This window comes from Pseudoflavonifractor sp. HNCC25GI2, from assembly GCF_058136395.1.
Genome location: NZ_JBYUOW010000002.1, coordinates 326,085 through 342,050, shown reverse-complemented (window position 1 = coordinate 342,050; position 15,966 = coordinate 326,085). Strand labels below are relative to the sequence as shown.

Below are 15,966 nucleotides of genomic sequence, written 5' to 3'. Positions count from 1 at the left end.
TGTCCCTCCGATTTGCTCCCTGTGGGGAGCTGCTGTCGGACACTTTAACACATTTGGGTGTTAAAGTCAAGGGACAGGACGCCGCCCTTTCCCGGGAAATGAGATAGTTGCAACGTAATTTCCAATATCTGTATGCAGATATCCTCCTTTGGCCCAATGCCCACCAGGGGTGAAAGCCCAATTTGTAAAGGAGGATGCAACATGGCAAGCGGACAGACAGAGAATTATGGGCTCAATCAATGGGCGGCGGAGGATGTGGTCTTAAGGGAGGAGTTTAATCGGGATAATGAGAAGCTGGAGACAGCGCTTGCTGCATTAAAAGGTTTATCGGGTATAACGGTTTTATCTGGCAGTTATGTGGGAACGGGAAACTATGGGAAAACCAATCCAAATAAATTAACATTTTCGTCTAGACCAGCATTTTTTATTATCAATGGAAAATATACAATTATTTTTTCCGGCCTAAAAGATGAAGGCTCTTCGACCGCTATGCCCGATAATACTGGATGCAATTTTTTCACTTGGACAGGAAACACCGTATCATGGTACAACACGCAGTATGCATATTCCCAACAAAATGCTGAGGGAGAAACCTACTACTATACGGCGTTTATAATGTCTTTATAAAGCGTAAAAGGAAGGGCGTTCTAAATAGAACGCCCTTCCTTTTTAGTTAACACTCACTTGGTGAGAGTCATCTGTGCCTTGTCCCTTTTAAGGAGCGGCAACCAGATCGACAGCGTAGATAACGGAGATCTCGTCGTTGCTGTCAACGAAGTAGACCAGGGAGCCAGTGGTCCAGGTGCCCTTCAGATCATCAGCAGTAGCGGTCTCAGCATCCTTAGCGGTGCCGTCCACAGTGAAGATCTTGGCGTTGTCAGCCAGGACGAAGCTGGCGGGGTCCTCGGTCTCAGTGGCACCATCAACATCGATGGTCAGAGTGCCGTCGGAGTAGGCAACAGTACCAGCGGTCAGATCAGCCTTGGTCCAGTCATCGATGTTGCTGCCGTTGAAAGCAGTTACACCGCTACCATCGCTCAGCTTGGTGATGTAACCATTGGCATTATAGCTGTTAATCTTGTAGAGACCAGCAGCGGCAAAGGTATTGCTCTCAGCGGTGTAAACCTCACCGATCTTGCCGTCGACGATAGCGTCATAGACATAGTAGGTCTTGCCGTTCTCATCAATGGCGGTGGAGGTGGCAGTGCTGTTCAGAACATAGATGACATCCTTGGCAGAAGTGGTGCCGCCAGTGGCGTCCTTGATGTTCAGGTACACAGCGTAGGCATAGGTGCTGTCAGTCTCGGCAACACCAGCGCCGCCAGCAGAAGCGTTCAGGGTGTACTCGGGCAGATTCTTGATACCAGTGACAACAGTAATCTTGCCGTCGTCGTCCAGAATGAACACGGTCTTGCTGTTGGCAATCACGCCATCGGTCAGGGTGGGCTGAGAGGGCTTCACGGTAGTGCTGCCAGCAATCGTGACCTCGGCCTTATAATCGTCGTGATCATCGGCGGAAGTGAAGGTGTACCAACCCTCGTTGTCGCTGTCCTCAGCCATTACATACCAGCCGGAGATGTTATTGACACCAGAGCCCCAGGCGGCCTTAACAGTAGCAACGGTGCCGTCCAGAGTGACGTACTTTACATTGGCGTAGCCGTCATCGTCGATGTCGGTGCCGCCCTGCTGTCCAGAGCTAGAGGCCAGGACATAGACCAGGTTGGTGTTCTCGTTGCCCTCATACAGCTCAGAGCCCAGGACATAGCCATAGGTATCCAGGTACAGAGTGTAGGAGGCATCGGAACCCAGAGTGTAGGAGCCAACCACATTCTTAGCCTTGGCGGCATTGTCGTACTTGGTGCCGCCGGCGGTGACGGAGCTGGAGGAGTAGCGGGTCACAACCAGGTCCTTAGCAACAGTGGCAGCCACAATGTCGTCTACCACGATCTCAGTGTTATCAATGGCGTTTGCATCGCTGGTGGCATAGACAATGACCCAAGCATCCTCGGCAAAGTCGAAGGACTCCAACTGGGTAAACTTCACCTCAGAACCGGAAGCATCCTTGTAAACCTTCAGAGTGACATCCAGCAGATCCTTGTCATCCTTGTTCTCGGCTACCTTGGTCACCTGGGCCAGGTAGGAGTAAACATAAGTAACCTTGACCTCTTCGTCAGCCTTGTTCACGAAAATCTGAGTCAAAACACCATTGGCAGTATTGCCCCAATCATCGGAGTCAGTCTTCACAGGAGCGGTTGCACCATTCCAAGTGTAGCCAGCCACAGTCTTACCCACGGTGTTGTAAAGGTCCTTGCCGGATACAGCAGTGGTGTAAGTGTAATCGGCCTCGTCGGCGACAGTGACGGTGGCATCCTTATACTTCCAGGTGGTAGCGGGACGGCCGTAGTCATCAGGGTCGGAGGTGGCCTTGCTCAGCTCGCCCTTGTACAGCTGCTCGCCAAGCTGAACGGTGTACTTAGTGCCGGAGGCATAGTTCTCACCGCTAATCTTGGTGTAGGCCTCATCATCCTTTTCAAGCTCGACATACTTAATGGTGCTGCCAACAGTCACATCACCGATGGTGATGCCATCACTGCCTTCAGCCTCAACCATAGTAGCCTCCAGGGTGTTCAGAGCAATCTGAGCCACATCGTTGCGGGTCATGGCAACAGAAGCACCGGCCTCGATACCGTCAAATAGGTCGATCTTGGAGCCCTGCTTCACGGTGGCCAGCTGCCAGTCGCCATCGAAGTCGCTGGCATACTGGAAGTAGCCCAGAGCCTTCATCATCATCAGAGCGGCCTGAGCAGTGGTAACGGAGTCGTTGAAGCCGAACTGCTTGTCATTGTAGCCAGCGGCGATGCCGTTGGCCAGGCAGGCGGCCACAAAGCCCTTGCCCCAGTCGGGCACGTCGGTAAAGGTCAGGGTGGTGCTGGCGTAGTCGTTGACATTCAGACCCAGCATGTTGGTCATGACCACGGCCATCTCGCCGCGGGTGACCTTCTGGTCGGGGTTGAAGTTGCCGTTGGTATCACCAGTCATGACGCCAACAGCCTGCATGACCTCAATGGCTTCCAGGTTGTCCTTGGAATCCACGTCGGCATAGCTTGCGCCGGTTCCGACAACCATCATGCCCAGGAGCATGACAGAAGCCAGAGCCAGGCTGAGAGCCCGCTTCAGGTTTCTCATTGGAATTCCTCCTTTTAAAATTTGGTTCTCTGGTATTTCTACTTTTTGAACCGTTTTTCGGGAAATTTCCCGCTTTTCAGAGGTTTCAGGAACTTTTTTAGGCGTTTAGGCCGGTATAACGCCCCTTGCATCGTGAAAAATGTGGCAATTTTCGGCCAAAAGGAGGTGAAAACGCTATGTTTTATCTTAAAAAAGTTATCTTGGTAGACATTTGGTAGACACCCAGAAAATGGAAAAACGCGGAGCCCTTGAAACACAAGGGTTCCGCGCCTTTTTTGGTAGACATTTGGTAGACATGGTCCGTCTTGCGGCCTGGGACGGCCGGGTTATGCACACGGACACTGCCGTCCCGTATGGTCAATGGTATAGGGCTGGCACAGGATGATTTGAGAGATGGGAACGAAGGTATAGCCCTCCTGGAGCAGGGTGGACAAAATGGTGGGCAGAGCCTCGGGGGTATGGAGCGCGGCGTTATGAAAGAGGACAATGGATCCGGGCTGCACCTTGGAGGTCACCCGCTGGGTAATTTCCTCCGCCGAAATTTCTTTCCAGTCCAGACTGTCCACGTCCCATTGGACCGGCTCCATGCCGATGGACCGCACCGCGTTGATGGAATTGTCATCATAGTCCCCGTAGGGCAGCCGGACCAGGGTGGGCCGAACCCCCGTGATGGCCTCGATTTTATCGTTGCAGGCATTGAGATCCGCCACCACCTCGTCGGCGGACAGCTGGGGATAATGGGCGTGGGTGTTGGAGTGGTTCATCACCTCGTGCCCCGCGTCCGACAGCGCCTTCACCGACTCCGGGTACTTGTCCGCCCACTCCCCTACCACAAAAAAGGTGGCCTTCACGTTATACTGTCCCAGAATGTCGATGAGCTGCTGGGTGTCCTCGTTCCCCCAGGCTGCGTCAAAGCTGATGGACACCAGCTTCTGGTCCCGCTGGACGCAGTAGATGGGCAGCTGCCGGGTGGTGGCCGACGCCCCCACCACCGCCGGATAGTTCACAACATAAAACATCAGCGCCGCCAGGCACAGGCACAGCCCGGCGGTCCACCACTTTTTTCGGGTGAGAAAGACAACAAAGGGCTTTTTGGTCGGTTTCATATGGTCAGCTCCATTCTGATTCGATGTGTTTCATATGTATGCCTCCGCCCCGCCTGTCATGCGGGCATTCCCCAAAGGCGGCCCGGAAGTGCCGCAAAAAAGCCGCCCCTTTCCACGAAAGGAGCGGCTTTTCGTATTATGGACAAATTTGGGGGCTTACTCGCTGACGCGCTTTACCCGGATGGGCAGGCCGTTGAGCTCCAGGCCCTCCCCCACCGGGATGAGCAGGTACCGCCGGCCGTCGATGATCCGCTCCTGCACCATGGAACAGGTCTCGGGGTCCAGGGAGATGGTGGCCTGGGTGGTCTTGAGCTCCACCTTCTTTGTGTCGATGAGGTTGTCCGGCTGGAGGGCGGCGTCGGGGCCAAACTGCTGGGAGCAAATCTCCCGGAAGGCGTCGGCGTGGGGCTGGGAGACCCCGCAGTCCTCCAGAATGCCCGCGATCTCCCCCGCCGTCATGGCCAGAGGCTCCGGGTCCTTGCTCTGCTTGTGCTCCTCCACCCGCTCGGCCAGCTGCTGGTGGAGGGTCTGGAGCACGTCCATGTGGCACTCCTCCCCCAGCGCCTCCACCAGAGCGCCCCGGAAGTTCTCCTTCTGCTCCCCGGCGGACAGGGGCGGCTGGGTGTGGAAGATGGCGTCCAGAAAGCTCTGGGGGATTTCCTCGGTGTCCCGGGAGTAAAGCAGGGCGTGGTAAATGTTGGCCGCCCGGTCGTCAAAGGCCGGGAAGAGAAAGCCCAGCTCGGGCTGGGCCACCGTCTGCCCGGAGACGCAGCGGAAGGCGTTCTCCCCGGGGAAGTAGCCCAGCTCCGTCTTGCCGTCCTTGATGGGGCAGACGGCGCACACGATGTAGGAAAACACCTGGTCGGAGCCCTCGGCGTCCAGCTCCCCGTCCTCCCCGTGGTGGGGGACGTCGTAGGCGTCATGGGCTAGGAGAATGAGATAGTTGCCCTCCAGAGGGGCGCTGGAGATGACCTGCTGGTAGAAGGCCTGGCGGGCCTGCTCATCCTGCAGGCGGGACTTCCGCAGGGTGGTGAGCAGCCGATGCTCCGGGCTGTCCATCACCTGCTGGGTGGAAAAGGAAATATCCACCAGATTTTTGCCCAGGCCCCCCGACAGAGACTTTTTCAGAAAGCCCAGGTACTTTTCCGCCGTCTCCTGGGAGGTCATGCCCAGGGAAATATCCAGGTCGGAGACAATCTCTCCGTTGCAGTTGACAAAACAGCCGTAGACCCGGCTGATGGCGCTCCGGTCCGCACGGAAACGGCGGCGCAGCTCGCCCAGTTCTTTTTTGTTCATGGTGGTTCCTCCATGGGAAAAATTCGGCCCGGCAAGGACGGCCGGGCCGGCTGATTCAGCAGACACTATTTTAGCCTACGCCGGCCCAAATTGCAAACAGACTTGTCCGACAAAATCCGGGGCCGGGCAGGCGCGCCCACAGAAAAGCCCCGCGGCCCGTTTGGGCCGCGGGGCGAAACAACAGGAAACGGATATCAGCGGGTGGGCACGTGCCAGATGTTCTTGGCGTAGTCGCTGATGGAGCGGTCGGCGGCAAAGATGCCGGACCGGGCGATGTTGATGAGGGACATCTGGTTCCACTGCTGGCGGTTGGCATAAGTGGCCAGAGCGCGCTGGTGGGCCTGGCAGTAGCTGTCAAAGTCGGCCAGCAGCATATACTCGTCAGCCGGGCTGCCGCCGGCGCCGAAGAGCAGGCGGTTGGTCAGGTCGGAGTAGGAAACGCCGTCGGCAAAGCCGGAGGAGATCTGGTCAATGACCCGCTTGAGGGCGGGGTTATGCTGGTAGATGTCCAGAGGACGGTAGCCCTGGCGCTTGCGCTCCACCACCTCGTCGGCGGTCAGGCCGAAGAGGAAGATGTTCTCGTCCCCGACCTGCTGGTGCATCTCCACATTGGCGCCGTCCAGCGTGCCGATGGTCAGGGCGCCGTTCATCATGAACTTCATGTTGCCGGTGCCGCTGGCCTCCTTGCCGGCGGTGGAAATCTGCTCGGAGAGCTCGCTGGCGGGCATGAGCTTCTCTGCCAGGGACACCCGATAGTTTTCCAGGAAGACCACCTGCAGCTTATCCTTGCAGATGGGATCAGCGTCGATCTGGGCGGCCAGGGAGTTGATGAGCTGGATAATCTCCTTGGCCACGTGGTAGCCGGGAGCTGCCTTGGCGCCGAAGAGGAAGGTCTGGGGGGTGAAGTTCATGTTGGGGTTATCCCGCAGCTGCTGGTACAGGTAGATGATGTGCAGCACGTTCAGAAGCTGACGCTTGTACTCGTGGAGACGCTTCACCTGCACGTCGAAGATGGCATCGGTGTTCAGCACCACGCCGGACTCCCGGGCCACCCAGGAGGCAAAGCGGCGCTTGTTCTCCGACTTGATGGCCTCCAGCTGCTGGAGCACCGACTTGTCGTCCTTGTACTTCTCCAGCTTGCTCAGCTTCTCCGGGTGGAGCAGGTAGGCGGGGCCGCCGGTGCAGTCCCGGATGAGAGCGTCCAGCTTGGGGTTGATCTGAGACAGCCAGCGGCGGTGGTCCACGCCGTTGGTCACGTTGGTGAACTTGTCCGGCTCGGCCTGGTAGGCGTCCCGGAACACGTCCTGCTTCAGGATCTCCGAGTGGAGGGCGGAAACGCCGTTGATATACTCACAGGCGCACACGCACAGGTTGGCCATGCGCACCTCGCCGCCCCAGATGATGGCCATGTGGGCGATCTTGCCCATGTCGTTGCCGTAGCGGCGCTCCAGCTCGCCCTGGTAGCGGTGGGCGATCTCCTTCAGAATCTGCCAGATACGGGGCAGCAGAGTCTCGATGAGGGACTGGGGCCAGCGCTCCAGCGCCTCCGCCAGGACGGTGTGGTTGGTGTAGCAGACGGTGTGGGTGACGATGTGCCACGCCTCGTCCCAGGTGTAGCCCTCCACATCCAGCAGAATCCGCATGAGCTCGGGGATGACCAGGGTGGGATGGGTGTCGTTGATCTGGATGACGTGCTTCTCGTGGAAGTTCCGCAGGGTGCCGTACTGGGAGCGGTGCTTGCGCACAATGGACTGCACGGTGGCGGAGACAAAGAAGTACTGCTGCTTGAGACGCAGGGACTTGCCCTCGTAGTGGTTGTCATCGGGATAGAGCACCTTGGCGATGACCTCGGCCATGGCCTGCTGCTCCACCGCCTTCAGATACTCGCCACGGGAGTAGAGGGACATGTCCACGGGCACCGGGCTCTTGGCGTCCCACAGGCGCAGCACGTTGGTGTGCCGGGTCTTGTAGCCGGCGATCTCCATGTCCCGGGGAATGGCCAGCACGGTGGTGTAGCCGGTGTGGACGGGCCGGTTGTGGCCGTTCTCGTCCCAGCTGTCCTCGATCTTGCCGCCGAAACGGACCTCCTCGGTCTCATCCAGCTTGGGGATGAGCCAGGCGTCGCCCAGTCCCAGCCAGTTGTCTGCCAGCTCCACCTGCTTGCCGTCGATGATCTTCTGCTTGAAGATGCCCAGCTCGTAGCAGATGGAGTAGCCGGTGGCGGGGATTTCCAGGGTGGTCATGGAGTCCAGGTAGCAGGCCGCCAGACGGCCCAGACCGCCGTTGCCCAGGCCGGCGTCCGGCTCGGACTCGAAGAGGTCGGAGGCGGAGAAGCCCAGACCCTCCAGAGCCTGCTTCAGAGTGTTCAGAAGGCCCAGATTGTAGGCGTTCTTCTCCAGAGAACGGCCCATCAGGAACTCCAGAGACAGGTAGTGGACCTGACGCTGCTGGCCCTCCCACACCCGGTTGTCCGTCTCCATCTGACGGCGGGACATGATGTCCCGGAGAACCAGAGCACAGGCCTTGAACATGTGGCTGTCAGTGGCTTCCTCCACGGTGCGGCCGAAGTTGCGCTGGAGCTTGCCTATAATCATTTCGGTAAGCTGGGCCTTGGTATATTCAGCCATAGCAGTACCTCCCTAAAATTTTTGAACTAAATTTCATGAAAAAGCTGTGGAAAAGAAAGTCTTTCCCACAGCTTTCCATTTTATCAGCTTTGCACAGGAGCGTCAACTGGCGGAAGGACTGAAAACACAGGGCTTCAGCCGAGGATCCGTTGATAGATATCCAGATACTGCCGGGCCGAATTGGTCCAGGAGAAATCCGCCGTCATGCCCGCCTTTTGCAGTCCGCGCCAGACCTTCTTGTCCTCAGAATACAGCTCCACCGCCTCACGCAGTACCCAGAGCATATCCCCCGCGTTGATGTTGCTGAAGGTAAAGCCCCGGCCCTCGCCGGTGAACTTGTTGTAGGGGATGACCGTGTCCTTCAGACCGCCCGTCTCCCGCACCACGGGCACCGTGCCGAAGCGCATGGCGATCATCTGGGAGAGTCCGCAGGGCTCGGAGATGGAGGGCATGAGGAACAGGTCGGACCCCGCGTAGATCATGTCGGACAGAGGGGCCGAATAGGTGATTTGGGCGGCAAAGCGGCCGGGATACTGGCTCTGGGCGTGGCGGAAGGCCTCCTCATACTGCCAGTCGCCGGTGCCCAGCACCACCATCTGCACGTCCATGCTCATAATCTCGTGGAGCACGTCGGTGACCAGGGAGAAGCCCTTGTGCCCCACCAGGCGGGAGACACAGGCGATGATGGGCGTGTCCGCGCTCTCCTGCAGGCCCACCGCCTGCTGCAGAGCCAGCTTGCACTCCGCCTTGCCCTTGACCAGGGATTTGACGGAGAAGTTGGCCGCCAGGCCGGGATGGGTGGCCGGATCGTACAGGTCCATGTCGATGCCGTTGAGAATGCCCTCGATCTTCTCCTGCTGCTGGTTCACCACGCCGTCCAGGCCGCGGCCGTAGAAGGGAGTGCGCAGCTCCTGGGCGTAGGTGGGCGAGACGGTGGTGACGAAGGTGGAGGAGAGAATGGCGCCCTTCATCAGGTTTACGTCCCCGAAGTAGGCCAGCATGCCCTCGTTGAAATAGCTCCGGTCCAGGCCGATGACGTCCTGAAGCACCTGGTCGCTGTAACGGCCCTGGTACTCGATGTTGTGGATGGTAAACACGGTTTTGGTATTGCCCAGCTGAGGGATGCGGTACCGCTCCTCCAGCAGGTACACCGGCACCAGCGCCGTCTGCCAGTCGTTGCAGTGGATGATGTCCGGCGCCCAGTCCAGCTGGCCCACCGTCTCCACAATGGCACGGGAGAAGAAAGCGAACCGCTCGCAGTCGTCAAAGTGGCCGTAGAGCTGCCAGCGCTTGAAATAGTACTCGTTGTCCACGAACCAGTAGGTGACGCCCTCACGCTCCAGTTCGAAAATGCCGCAGTACACCTGCCGCCAGGACAGGGTGACGTTGAAGTACTTCAGGAAGGTCATCTGGCTGCGCCAGTCCCCGTTGATCCCCTCGTACAGGGGCAGGATGACCTTGACCTCATGGCCCTCCCTGGCCAGAGCCTGGGGCAGAGAGCCGGCTACATCTGCAAGGCCGCCGGTTTTGATGAAGGGGGCCACCTCCGAGGCAGCAAACAAAATTTTCATTCCGATCCCTTTCCTTTCCTCATGACATGCGCGGATGCTGAGATAGGGTGAAGCCCCACCGCGGGGGCGGATCCTTCCGCCGCGCCCCCGGTGGGGCTGCTGCTGTTTCGGTTACACCACGGAGCCCTTGGCAATGGCCAGAGGATAGGTGTGGTGACCCATGAGCATCCGGTCCTCCTGGACCGTGACGTTCTTATCGGTAATGACATAGGACAGGGAGGCCCCCGCCTTGACTACCGTGCCCTGCATGAGTACGCTGTTGGACACCTTGGCGCCCTTCTCCACAATTACGCCGCGGGAGAGAATGGAATTTTCCACCTCGCCCTCGATGTAGCAGCCGTCGGCCACCAGGGAGCACCGGGACACCGAGCTGGGACCGTAGTAAGTGGAGGGGTTGGACTGGTCCTTGGTGCGGATGGGACGGGCTGGGTTGAAGAGGTCGGCACGCACCGCCGGATCCAGCAGGTCCATGGAGCGCTGGTAGTAGTCGCTGATGGACTGGAACTGAGCCACATAGCCCTCGTGGACATAGGGGCACAGCTTCAGGGACTTGATGCGGGGCTGCAGCACGCCGCGGCTGAAGTGCTGGATGTCGTGGGCGGCACAGTAGTCCACCATGTCCAGCAGCAGCTGCTTGGAGATGACGTACAGACGAAGAGATTCCAGACTGTTGGCCGCGGAGGAGGGGTGGATGGACAGGTCGGTGATCCGGCCCTCGTCATTGACCTCCACATACTCCGAGTAGCGGGGCGCCCCGTGGAGAATGGGGGTGCACACCAGAGTGATGTCCGCGCCGGTGGCGATGTGCTGCTCCAGCACCTTGTTCACGGGCAGGTTGATGGCCATGTCGCCGCGGCCCATGATGACATAGTCCTCACGGATGTTCTGCAGGTAGTTGGCAACGCCCGCCAGAGCGGCCATGTCGCCCCGGTACTCGCCGCCGCCCTTTTCCGCGTAGCTGAAGGGGGGCAGGATGCGCAGACCGCCGTGCTTGCGGCTCAGGTCCCAGTCCTTGCCAGAACCCAGGTGGTCCAGCAGGGACTGATAGCTCTCGTGGACGATGATGCCCACGCTGGAAATTCCCGCGTTTACATAGTTGGACAGCATGAAGTCGATGAGGCGGTACCGGCCGCCGAAGGGCAGAGAGCAGGTGTTACGGGGACGGGTCAATTCACCTAAATTGGCGTCCGAGCGATAGGCGTACAAAATTCCGTGGAGATCGTTCATACCTGCTCACCTCCCTTCACATCTTCCCGGACCATGGCGCTGGGCGACACCACGGCCCCCTCGCCTACGGTGACTCCGCTGGCCACCACGGCGATGCCCCAGTCGGGGTTATCATCCGGCGGCGATCCCACCAGGGCGCGGGCCTCCACCACCGCGTTCTCCGCCACGATGGAATAGGCCACCTGTGCCCCGGCCTTGACCACGGCGCCGGGCATGAGGATGGAGTACTGCACGCTGGCGCCCTCCTCCACCGTCACCGAGTGGAACAGCACCGAGTTTTCCACCAGGCCGTCCACCTGGCTGCCGCCGGTGACCAGAGAGTGGGAAATGCGGGCATTGGGCCCGGTGACATGGGGCGGCTTGATGGGCGAGCGGGCGAAGATGGGCCAGCTGGGGTCGTAGAGGTCAATGCTGCTGCGGGGGGCCAGCATATCCATGTTGGCGTCCCACAGGGAGTCGATGGTACCCACGTCCTTCCAGTAGCCGTGGAAGCGGTAGGCCATCAGCTTCTCCCCCGCGGCCAGCAGGTTGGGAATGATGTTCTTGCCGAAGTCGTTGGAAGAGTTGGGGTCGGCCTCGTCATCAATGAGGGCCTGACGCAGCTTCTTCCAGGTAAAGATGTAAATGCCCATGGAGGCCAGGTTGCTCTTGGGGTGCTTGGGCTTCTCCTCAAACTCGTAGATGCGGTCGTTCTCATCCACGTTCATGATGCCGAAGCGGGTGGCCTCCTCCATGGTGACCTCCAGCACGGAGATGGTGCAGGCTGCGTTCTCCTTCTTGTGCAGGTCCAGCATGTCCGTGTAGTCCATCTTATAGATGTGGTCACCGGACAGAATCACCACGTACTCCGGGTCATAGAGGTCCAAAAAGCCGATGTTCTGGTAGATGGCGTTGGCGGTTCCCTTGTACCAGGTGCCCTGGTCCCCCTCCCGCATGTAGGGGGGGAGAATGTGGACGCCGCCGTCGGACCGGTCCAGGTCCCAGGGCTGGCCGTTGCCGATGTAGCTGTTCAGCTCCAACGGACGGTATTGGGTCAGCACGCCCACCGTGTCAATGCCCGAGTTGACACAGTTGGACAGGGGAAAATCGATGATGCGATACTTTCCGCCGAAGGGTACGGCGGGCTTTGCCACATGGCTGGTCAGTGCGTGCAGGCGGCTGCCCTGTCCGCCGGCCAGCAACATGGCAACGACTTCTTTCTTCATACGTCTGTCACCTCTTGTCTGTTTCACGCGGGGAACTATGGAACAAGGCGGGCCGAAACGGCGGGCCCTGGAATTCCTGATGCTTAGGGGGTGGACTTGTCCCGGGCGGCCTTCTTGGCGGCCGCCTTCACGGAGCGCTTGGCCTTGGGGGCCTTCGCCTCAGCCTTGGGGGCCTCCTCCGCGGCGGGCTTCGCCTCGGCCTTGGGGGCCTCCTCCTTGGCGGCCTTGGCCGCCTTGGTCCGGGTGGTCTTGGCCCGGGTCTTGGGGGCCTCCTCCGTCCCGGCCTTGGCCTTGACGGTCTTCTTCTCCTTGGCGGGAGCCTTCGCCTCGGCGGCGGAAGCGGCCTTCTCTGCCTTGGGCTTGCGCACCGGGGCGCGGCGGGTGCAGCGGTAGATCATCACCGACATGGGAGGCAGGTCCAGAACCAGAGACTGCTCCTGGTCGTGGTAGGCGACCTTCTCCGTCTTGATGGGATCGTGGTCGCCCAGACCCTGGCCGCCGAAGCGGGTTTCGTCGGTGTTGAACACCGGAGACCAGGTGCCCGCGAAGGGCACACCGATGCGGTAGCCCTCCCGGTGGTTGGGCGAGAAGTTGCACACAATGGCCAGGGGCTTGCCGCTCTTGTCCCAGCGCAGGAAGGAGACGGTATTGGCGGTGTTGTCGTCGGCGCAGATCCACTGGAAGCCCTGCCAGGAGTCGTCCTGCTCCCAGAGAGCGGGCTGCTCCAGATAGAAGGCGTTCATGGCCTGGAAGAAGGCCTGAGTCTGGCGGTGAGGCTCATACTGCAGCAGATGCCAGTCCAGAGAGTACTCGTAGTGCCACTCGTTCCACTGGGCCAGCTCCGCCCCCATGAAGGTGAGCTTCTTGCCCGGGTGGGTCATCATGTAGGCGTAGAAGGCACGGACGCCCGCAAACTTCTGGGGGTTGTCCCCGGGCATCTTGCCGAAGAAGGATCCCTTCATGTGGACCACCTCGTCGTGGGACAGAGGCAGGATGTAGTTCTCCGAGAAGGCGTACATGAGGGAGAAGGTGATGTCCCGGTGGTTGAACTGCCGGAAGTAGGGGTCCAGCTTGATGTAGTGGCAGATGTCGTTCATCCAACCCATGTTCCACTTGAAGTTGAAGCCCAGGCCGCCCTCGTCCACCGGATAGGTCACCTTGGGCCAGGCGGTGGACTCCTCGGCGATCATCAGAACGTCGGGGTGGTCGGCAAAGACGGCGGTGTTCAGCTTCTGGAAGAAGTCAATGGCCTCCAGATTCTCCTTGCCCCCGTGGATGTTGGGCATCCACTCCCCGTCCTTCCGGCCGTAGTCCAGGTACAGCATGGAGGACACCGCGTCCACCCGCAGGCCGTCCATGTGGTACTCCTCCAGCCAGAACATGGCCGAGGAGAACAGGAAGGACCGCACCTCGTTGCGCCCGAAGTCAAAGACCTGGGTGCCCCAATCGGGGTGCTCCCCCTTCCGGGGGTCGGCGTACTCATAGGTGGGGGTGCCGTCAAAGTGGTAGAGGCCGAAGGCATCCCGGGGGAAGTGGGCGGGGACCCAGTCCATGATGACCCCGATGCCCGCCTGGTGGAGCTGGTCGATGAGGTACTTCAGATCGTCGGGGATGCCGAAGCGGCTGGTGGCCGCGAAGTAGCCCGTGCACTGGTAGCCCCAGGAGGCGTCCAGGGGATGCTCCGTCACCGGCAGCAGCTCCACATGGGTGAAGCCCATCTCCTTCACGTAGGGCACCAGATAGGAGGCGATGTCCCGGTAGGAGAGGAACTCCCCCTCCCCCGTGCGCCGCCAGGAGCCCAGGTGGCACTCATAAATATTCATGGGCTTTGTATAAAGCGGATTCTGAGCCCGGTACTCCATCCAGCTCTTATCGCCCCACTGGTAGCCCGTATTCAGGTCGTAGATCTTAGTGGACACGTCGGGCCGGGTGGCACTGTGGAAACCAAAGGGATCGGCCTTGCCCACATAGGTGCCGTCCTCGTGGTGAATGGCGTACTGGTACGCGTCGTAGCGCTGCAGGCCGGGCACGAAGGCCTCCCAGATGCCGCCCTCCACCTTCTCCATGGGTGTGGCCTCCAGGTCCCAGCCGTTAAAGTCACCAATGATGGTAATGCGGGGGGCGTTGGGCGCCCAGACCCGGAATAAGTACCCTTCTGTTCCGTCCTCGGCCTTGGCCGGATGAGCGCCGAAGCACCGCCAGGCCCGGGTGGAACGGCCCTCCGAGAAGGCCTCCAGCTCCAAAAACAGGTCGTTGGCGGAAAGGTTTTCCTGATATTTGGACAATGTGATCACCTCTGTGGTAAATTTCATCGCCGCGTCGAGCCAAAAAGCACAATATGCAGACGAAAATGATGCCGGATATTTATATAAATTATACAACGCACGGCATAGCCAGTCAAGTAAAATAGCGGTAAAGCAAGATTTTGTACAAATGATCAAAAGAATATGAAAATTATGTAAGCGCCGGGAAAATCCCGGCGGGCGGAACGGGGGAAACCGGTTCCCCATTTACCCCTCCGCCATGAGCAGCTGGCGCAGCATCCGGGAGAAGATTCCGGGCACTGTCAGCCGGTCCACGCCCTGGGCGGAGACGATGGGAATGGTCTTTTGAAGCTCCTCCCCCACATAGACCTCCAGCTGACCCAGGGTCTGGCCCTGGTCCACCGGAGCCTCCACATCCTGGGCGATTGTCACCTTGGTGGTCACCTGGTCCGCCTGGCGCTTCTCCACCAGCAGGCGGCAGTCCTCCTTCAGCTGGGGCTGCACCTGGGACGCCGTTCCCAGCAGCACGTCCACCGGGGCCAGAGGGGTCTCGGGGTAGACGTTCACCAGGGTATAGTTGGCAAAGCCGTAGTCCAGAAGGGCCTTGGCGTCCTCAAAGCGCTGGGCGCTGGTGGGGGCCTTCATGATGACGGCAATGAGCTCCATGCCGTCCCGCTCTGCCGTGGCCGACATGCAGTAGAGGGCCGAGTCGGTGGAACCCGTCTTCAGGCCCGTGGCCCCCTCATAAAAGCGGATGAGCCGGTTGGTGTTGGTGAGACCAAAGGTGCCGTCCCGGATGGAGTCCATCCAAATGGTTGTATAGTCCCGAATATCCGGGTGGTTCAAAATAAGCTCCCGGGACATGAGCGCGATATCGTAGGCGGTGGTCACATGGCCGTCGGCGGGCAGGCCGGTGCAGTTGACAAAATTGGTGTCCGCCATGCCCAGCTCCTGGGCCTTGCGGTTCATCTCCGCCACAAAGGCCCCCTCACTGCCGTAGAGGTGCTCCGCCAGCGCCACCGCGCAGTCGTTGCCCGACACCACCGTGACGCACTTGATGAGCTCCCGCACCGGCATCTGCTCCCCCTCCTTCAGATAGACCTGGGAGCCGCCCATCCCCGCCGCGTTGGCGGAGACCGTCACCATGTCATCCGGGGAGAGCCGTCCGTCGTCCAGAGCCTCCATCACCAGAAGAAGGGTCATGATCTTGGTCACGCTGGCCGGCTCCAGCTGCTGGTGGCTGTTCTGGTCGTACAGCACGGTCCCCGTCTCCTTCTCCATCAAAAGAGCGGAGGCACAGGAGAGAGACAGTCCACCAGCCTCCTCCGCCCCCGCAGCCGGTATGGCGGCCGCCAGCAGCAGCGCCGCCAGAATCAACGTGGAAATGCGCTTCATAAATGGTTCCTCCTGCTCCATCATTTGTGGATGAAAACAGGATATGGAGAGACTGCCGGTTCTATACAGCGGGCAAAGCCGGTATTTTT

The 15,966-nt window shown here is 59.7% G+C and carries 10 protein-coding genes; 1 reads left to right on the top strand and 9 read right to left on the bottom strand.

Going from position 1 to position 15,966, the window contains the following annotated elements; genetic code table 11:
* Window positions 1-201 precede the first annotated feature (201 nt).
* Window positions 202-627 (top strand): hypothetical protein, encoded by a 426-nt coding sequence (locus tag AC3YUO_RS04150; protein ID WP_489961786.1) that lies wholly within the window; start codon window positions 202-204, stop codon window positions 625-627.
* An 87-nt stretch (window positions 628-714) separates the two neighbouring features.
* Here AC3YUO_RS04150 and AC3YUO_RS04145 read toward each other — a convergent pair whose 3' ends face one another.
* The 9 genes from AC3YUO_RS04145 to AC3YUO_RS04105 form a co-directional block, all read right to left on the bottom strand.
* On the bottom strand, window positions 715-3,186 hold the full coding sequence (locus AC3YUO_RS04145) for an S-layer homology domain-containing protein (RefSeq protein WP_489961785.1): 2,472 nt from the start codon (window positions 3,184-3,186) through the stop codon (window positions 715-717).
* A 326-nt stretch (window positions 3,187-3,512) separates the two neighbouring features.
* Entirely contained in the window at window positions 3,513-4,292 is a 780-nt protein-coding gene (locus AC3YUO_RS04140) for a polysaccharide deacetylase family protein (protein ID WP_489961784.1), read from the bottom strand.
* A 156-nt stretch (window positions 4,293-4,448) separates the two neighbouring features.
* Complete coding sequence (locus AC3YUO_RS04135) at window positions 4,449-5,588, bottom strand: DUF4317 domain-containing protein (RefSeq protein WP_489961783.1); 1,140 nt, start codon at window positions 5,586-5,588, stop codon at window positions 4,449-4,451.
* Between the two features lie 194 nt (window positions 5,589-5,782).
* Window positions 5,783-8,215, bottom strand: a complete 2,433-nt coding sequence (locus AC3YUO_RS04130) for a glycogen/starch/alpha-glucan phosphorylase (protein ID WP_489961782.1) — start codon at window positions 8,213-8,215, stop codon at window positions 5,783-5,785.
* Window positions 8,216-8,349: 134 nt separating this feature from the next.
* A complete protein-coding gene (glgA, locus tag AC3YUO_RS04125; RefSeq protein ID WP_489961781.1) occupies window positions 8,350-9,786 on the bottom strand; it encodes a glycogen synthase GlgA in 1,437 nt (478 codons plus the stop codon).
* A 111-nt stretch (window positions 9,787-9,897) separates the two neighbouring features.
* Entirely contained in the window at window positions 9,898-11,013 is a 1,116-nt protein-coding gene (gene glgD, locus AC3YUO_RS04120; protein ID WP_489961780.1) for a glucose-1-phosphate adenylyltransferase subunit GlgD, read from the bottom strand.
* The gene (locus AC3YUO_RS04115) at window positions 11,010-12,218 is read right to left on the bottom strand and encodes a glucose-1-phosphate adenylyltransferase (protein WP_489961779.1); all 1,209 of its coding nucleotides are present in this window, start codon (window positions 12,216-12,218) and stop codon (window positions 11,010-11,012) included. Before AC3YUO_RS04115 ends, glgD begins: the two co-directional genes overlap by 4 nt.
* 83 nt (window positions 12,219-12,301) lie before the next feature.
* Window positions 12,302-14,530 (bottom strand): 1,4-alpha-glucan branching protein GlgB, encoded by a 2,229-nt coding sequence (gene glgB / locus AC3YUO_RS04110; protein ID WP_489961778.1) that lies wholly within the window; start codon window positions 14,528-14,530, stop codon window positions 12,302-12,304.
* Window positions 14,531-14,728: 198 nt separating this feature from the next.
* Complete coding sequence (locus AC3YUO_RS04105) at window positions 14,729-15,877, bottom strand: D-alanyl-D-alanine carboxypeptidase family protein (RefSeq protein ID WP_489961777.1); 1,149 nt, start codon at window positions 15,875-15,877, stop codon at window positions 14,729-14,731.
* Window positions 15,878-15,966: the final 89 nt, after the last annotated feature.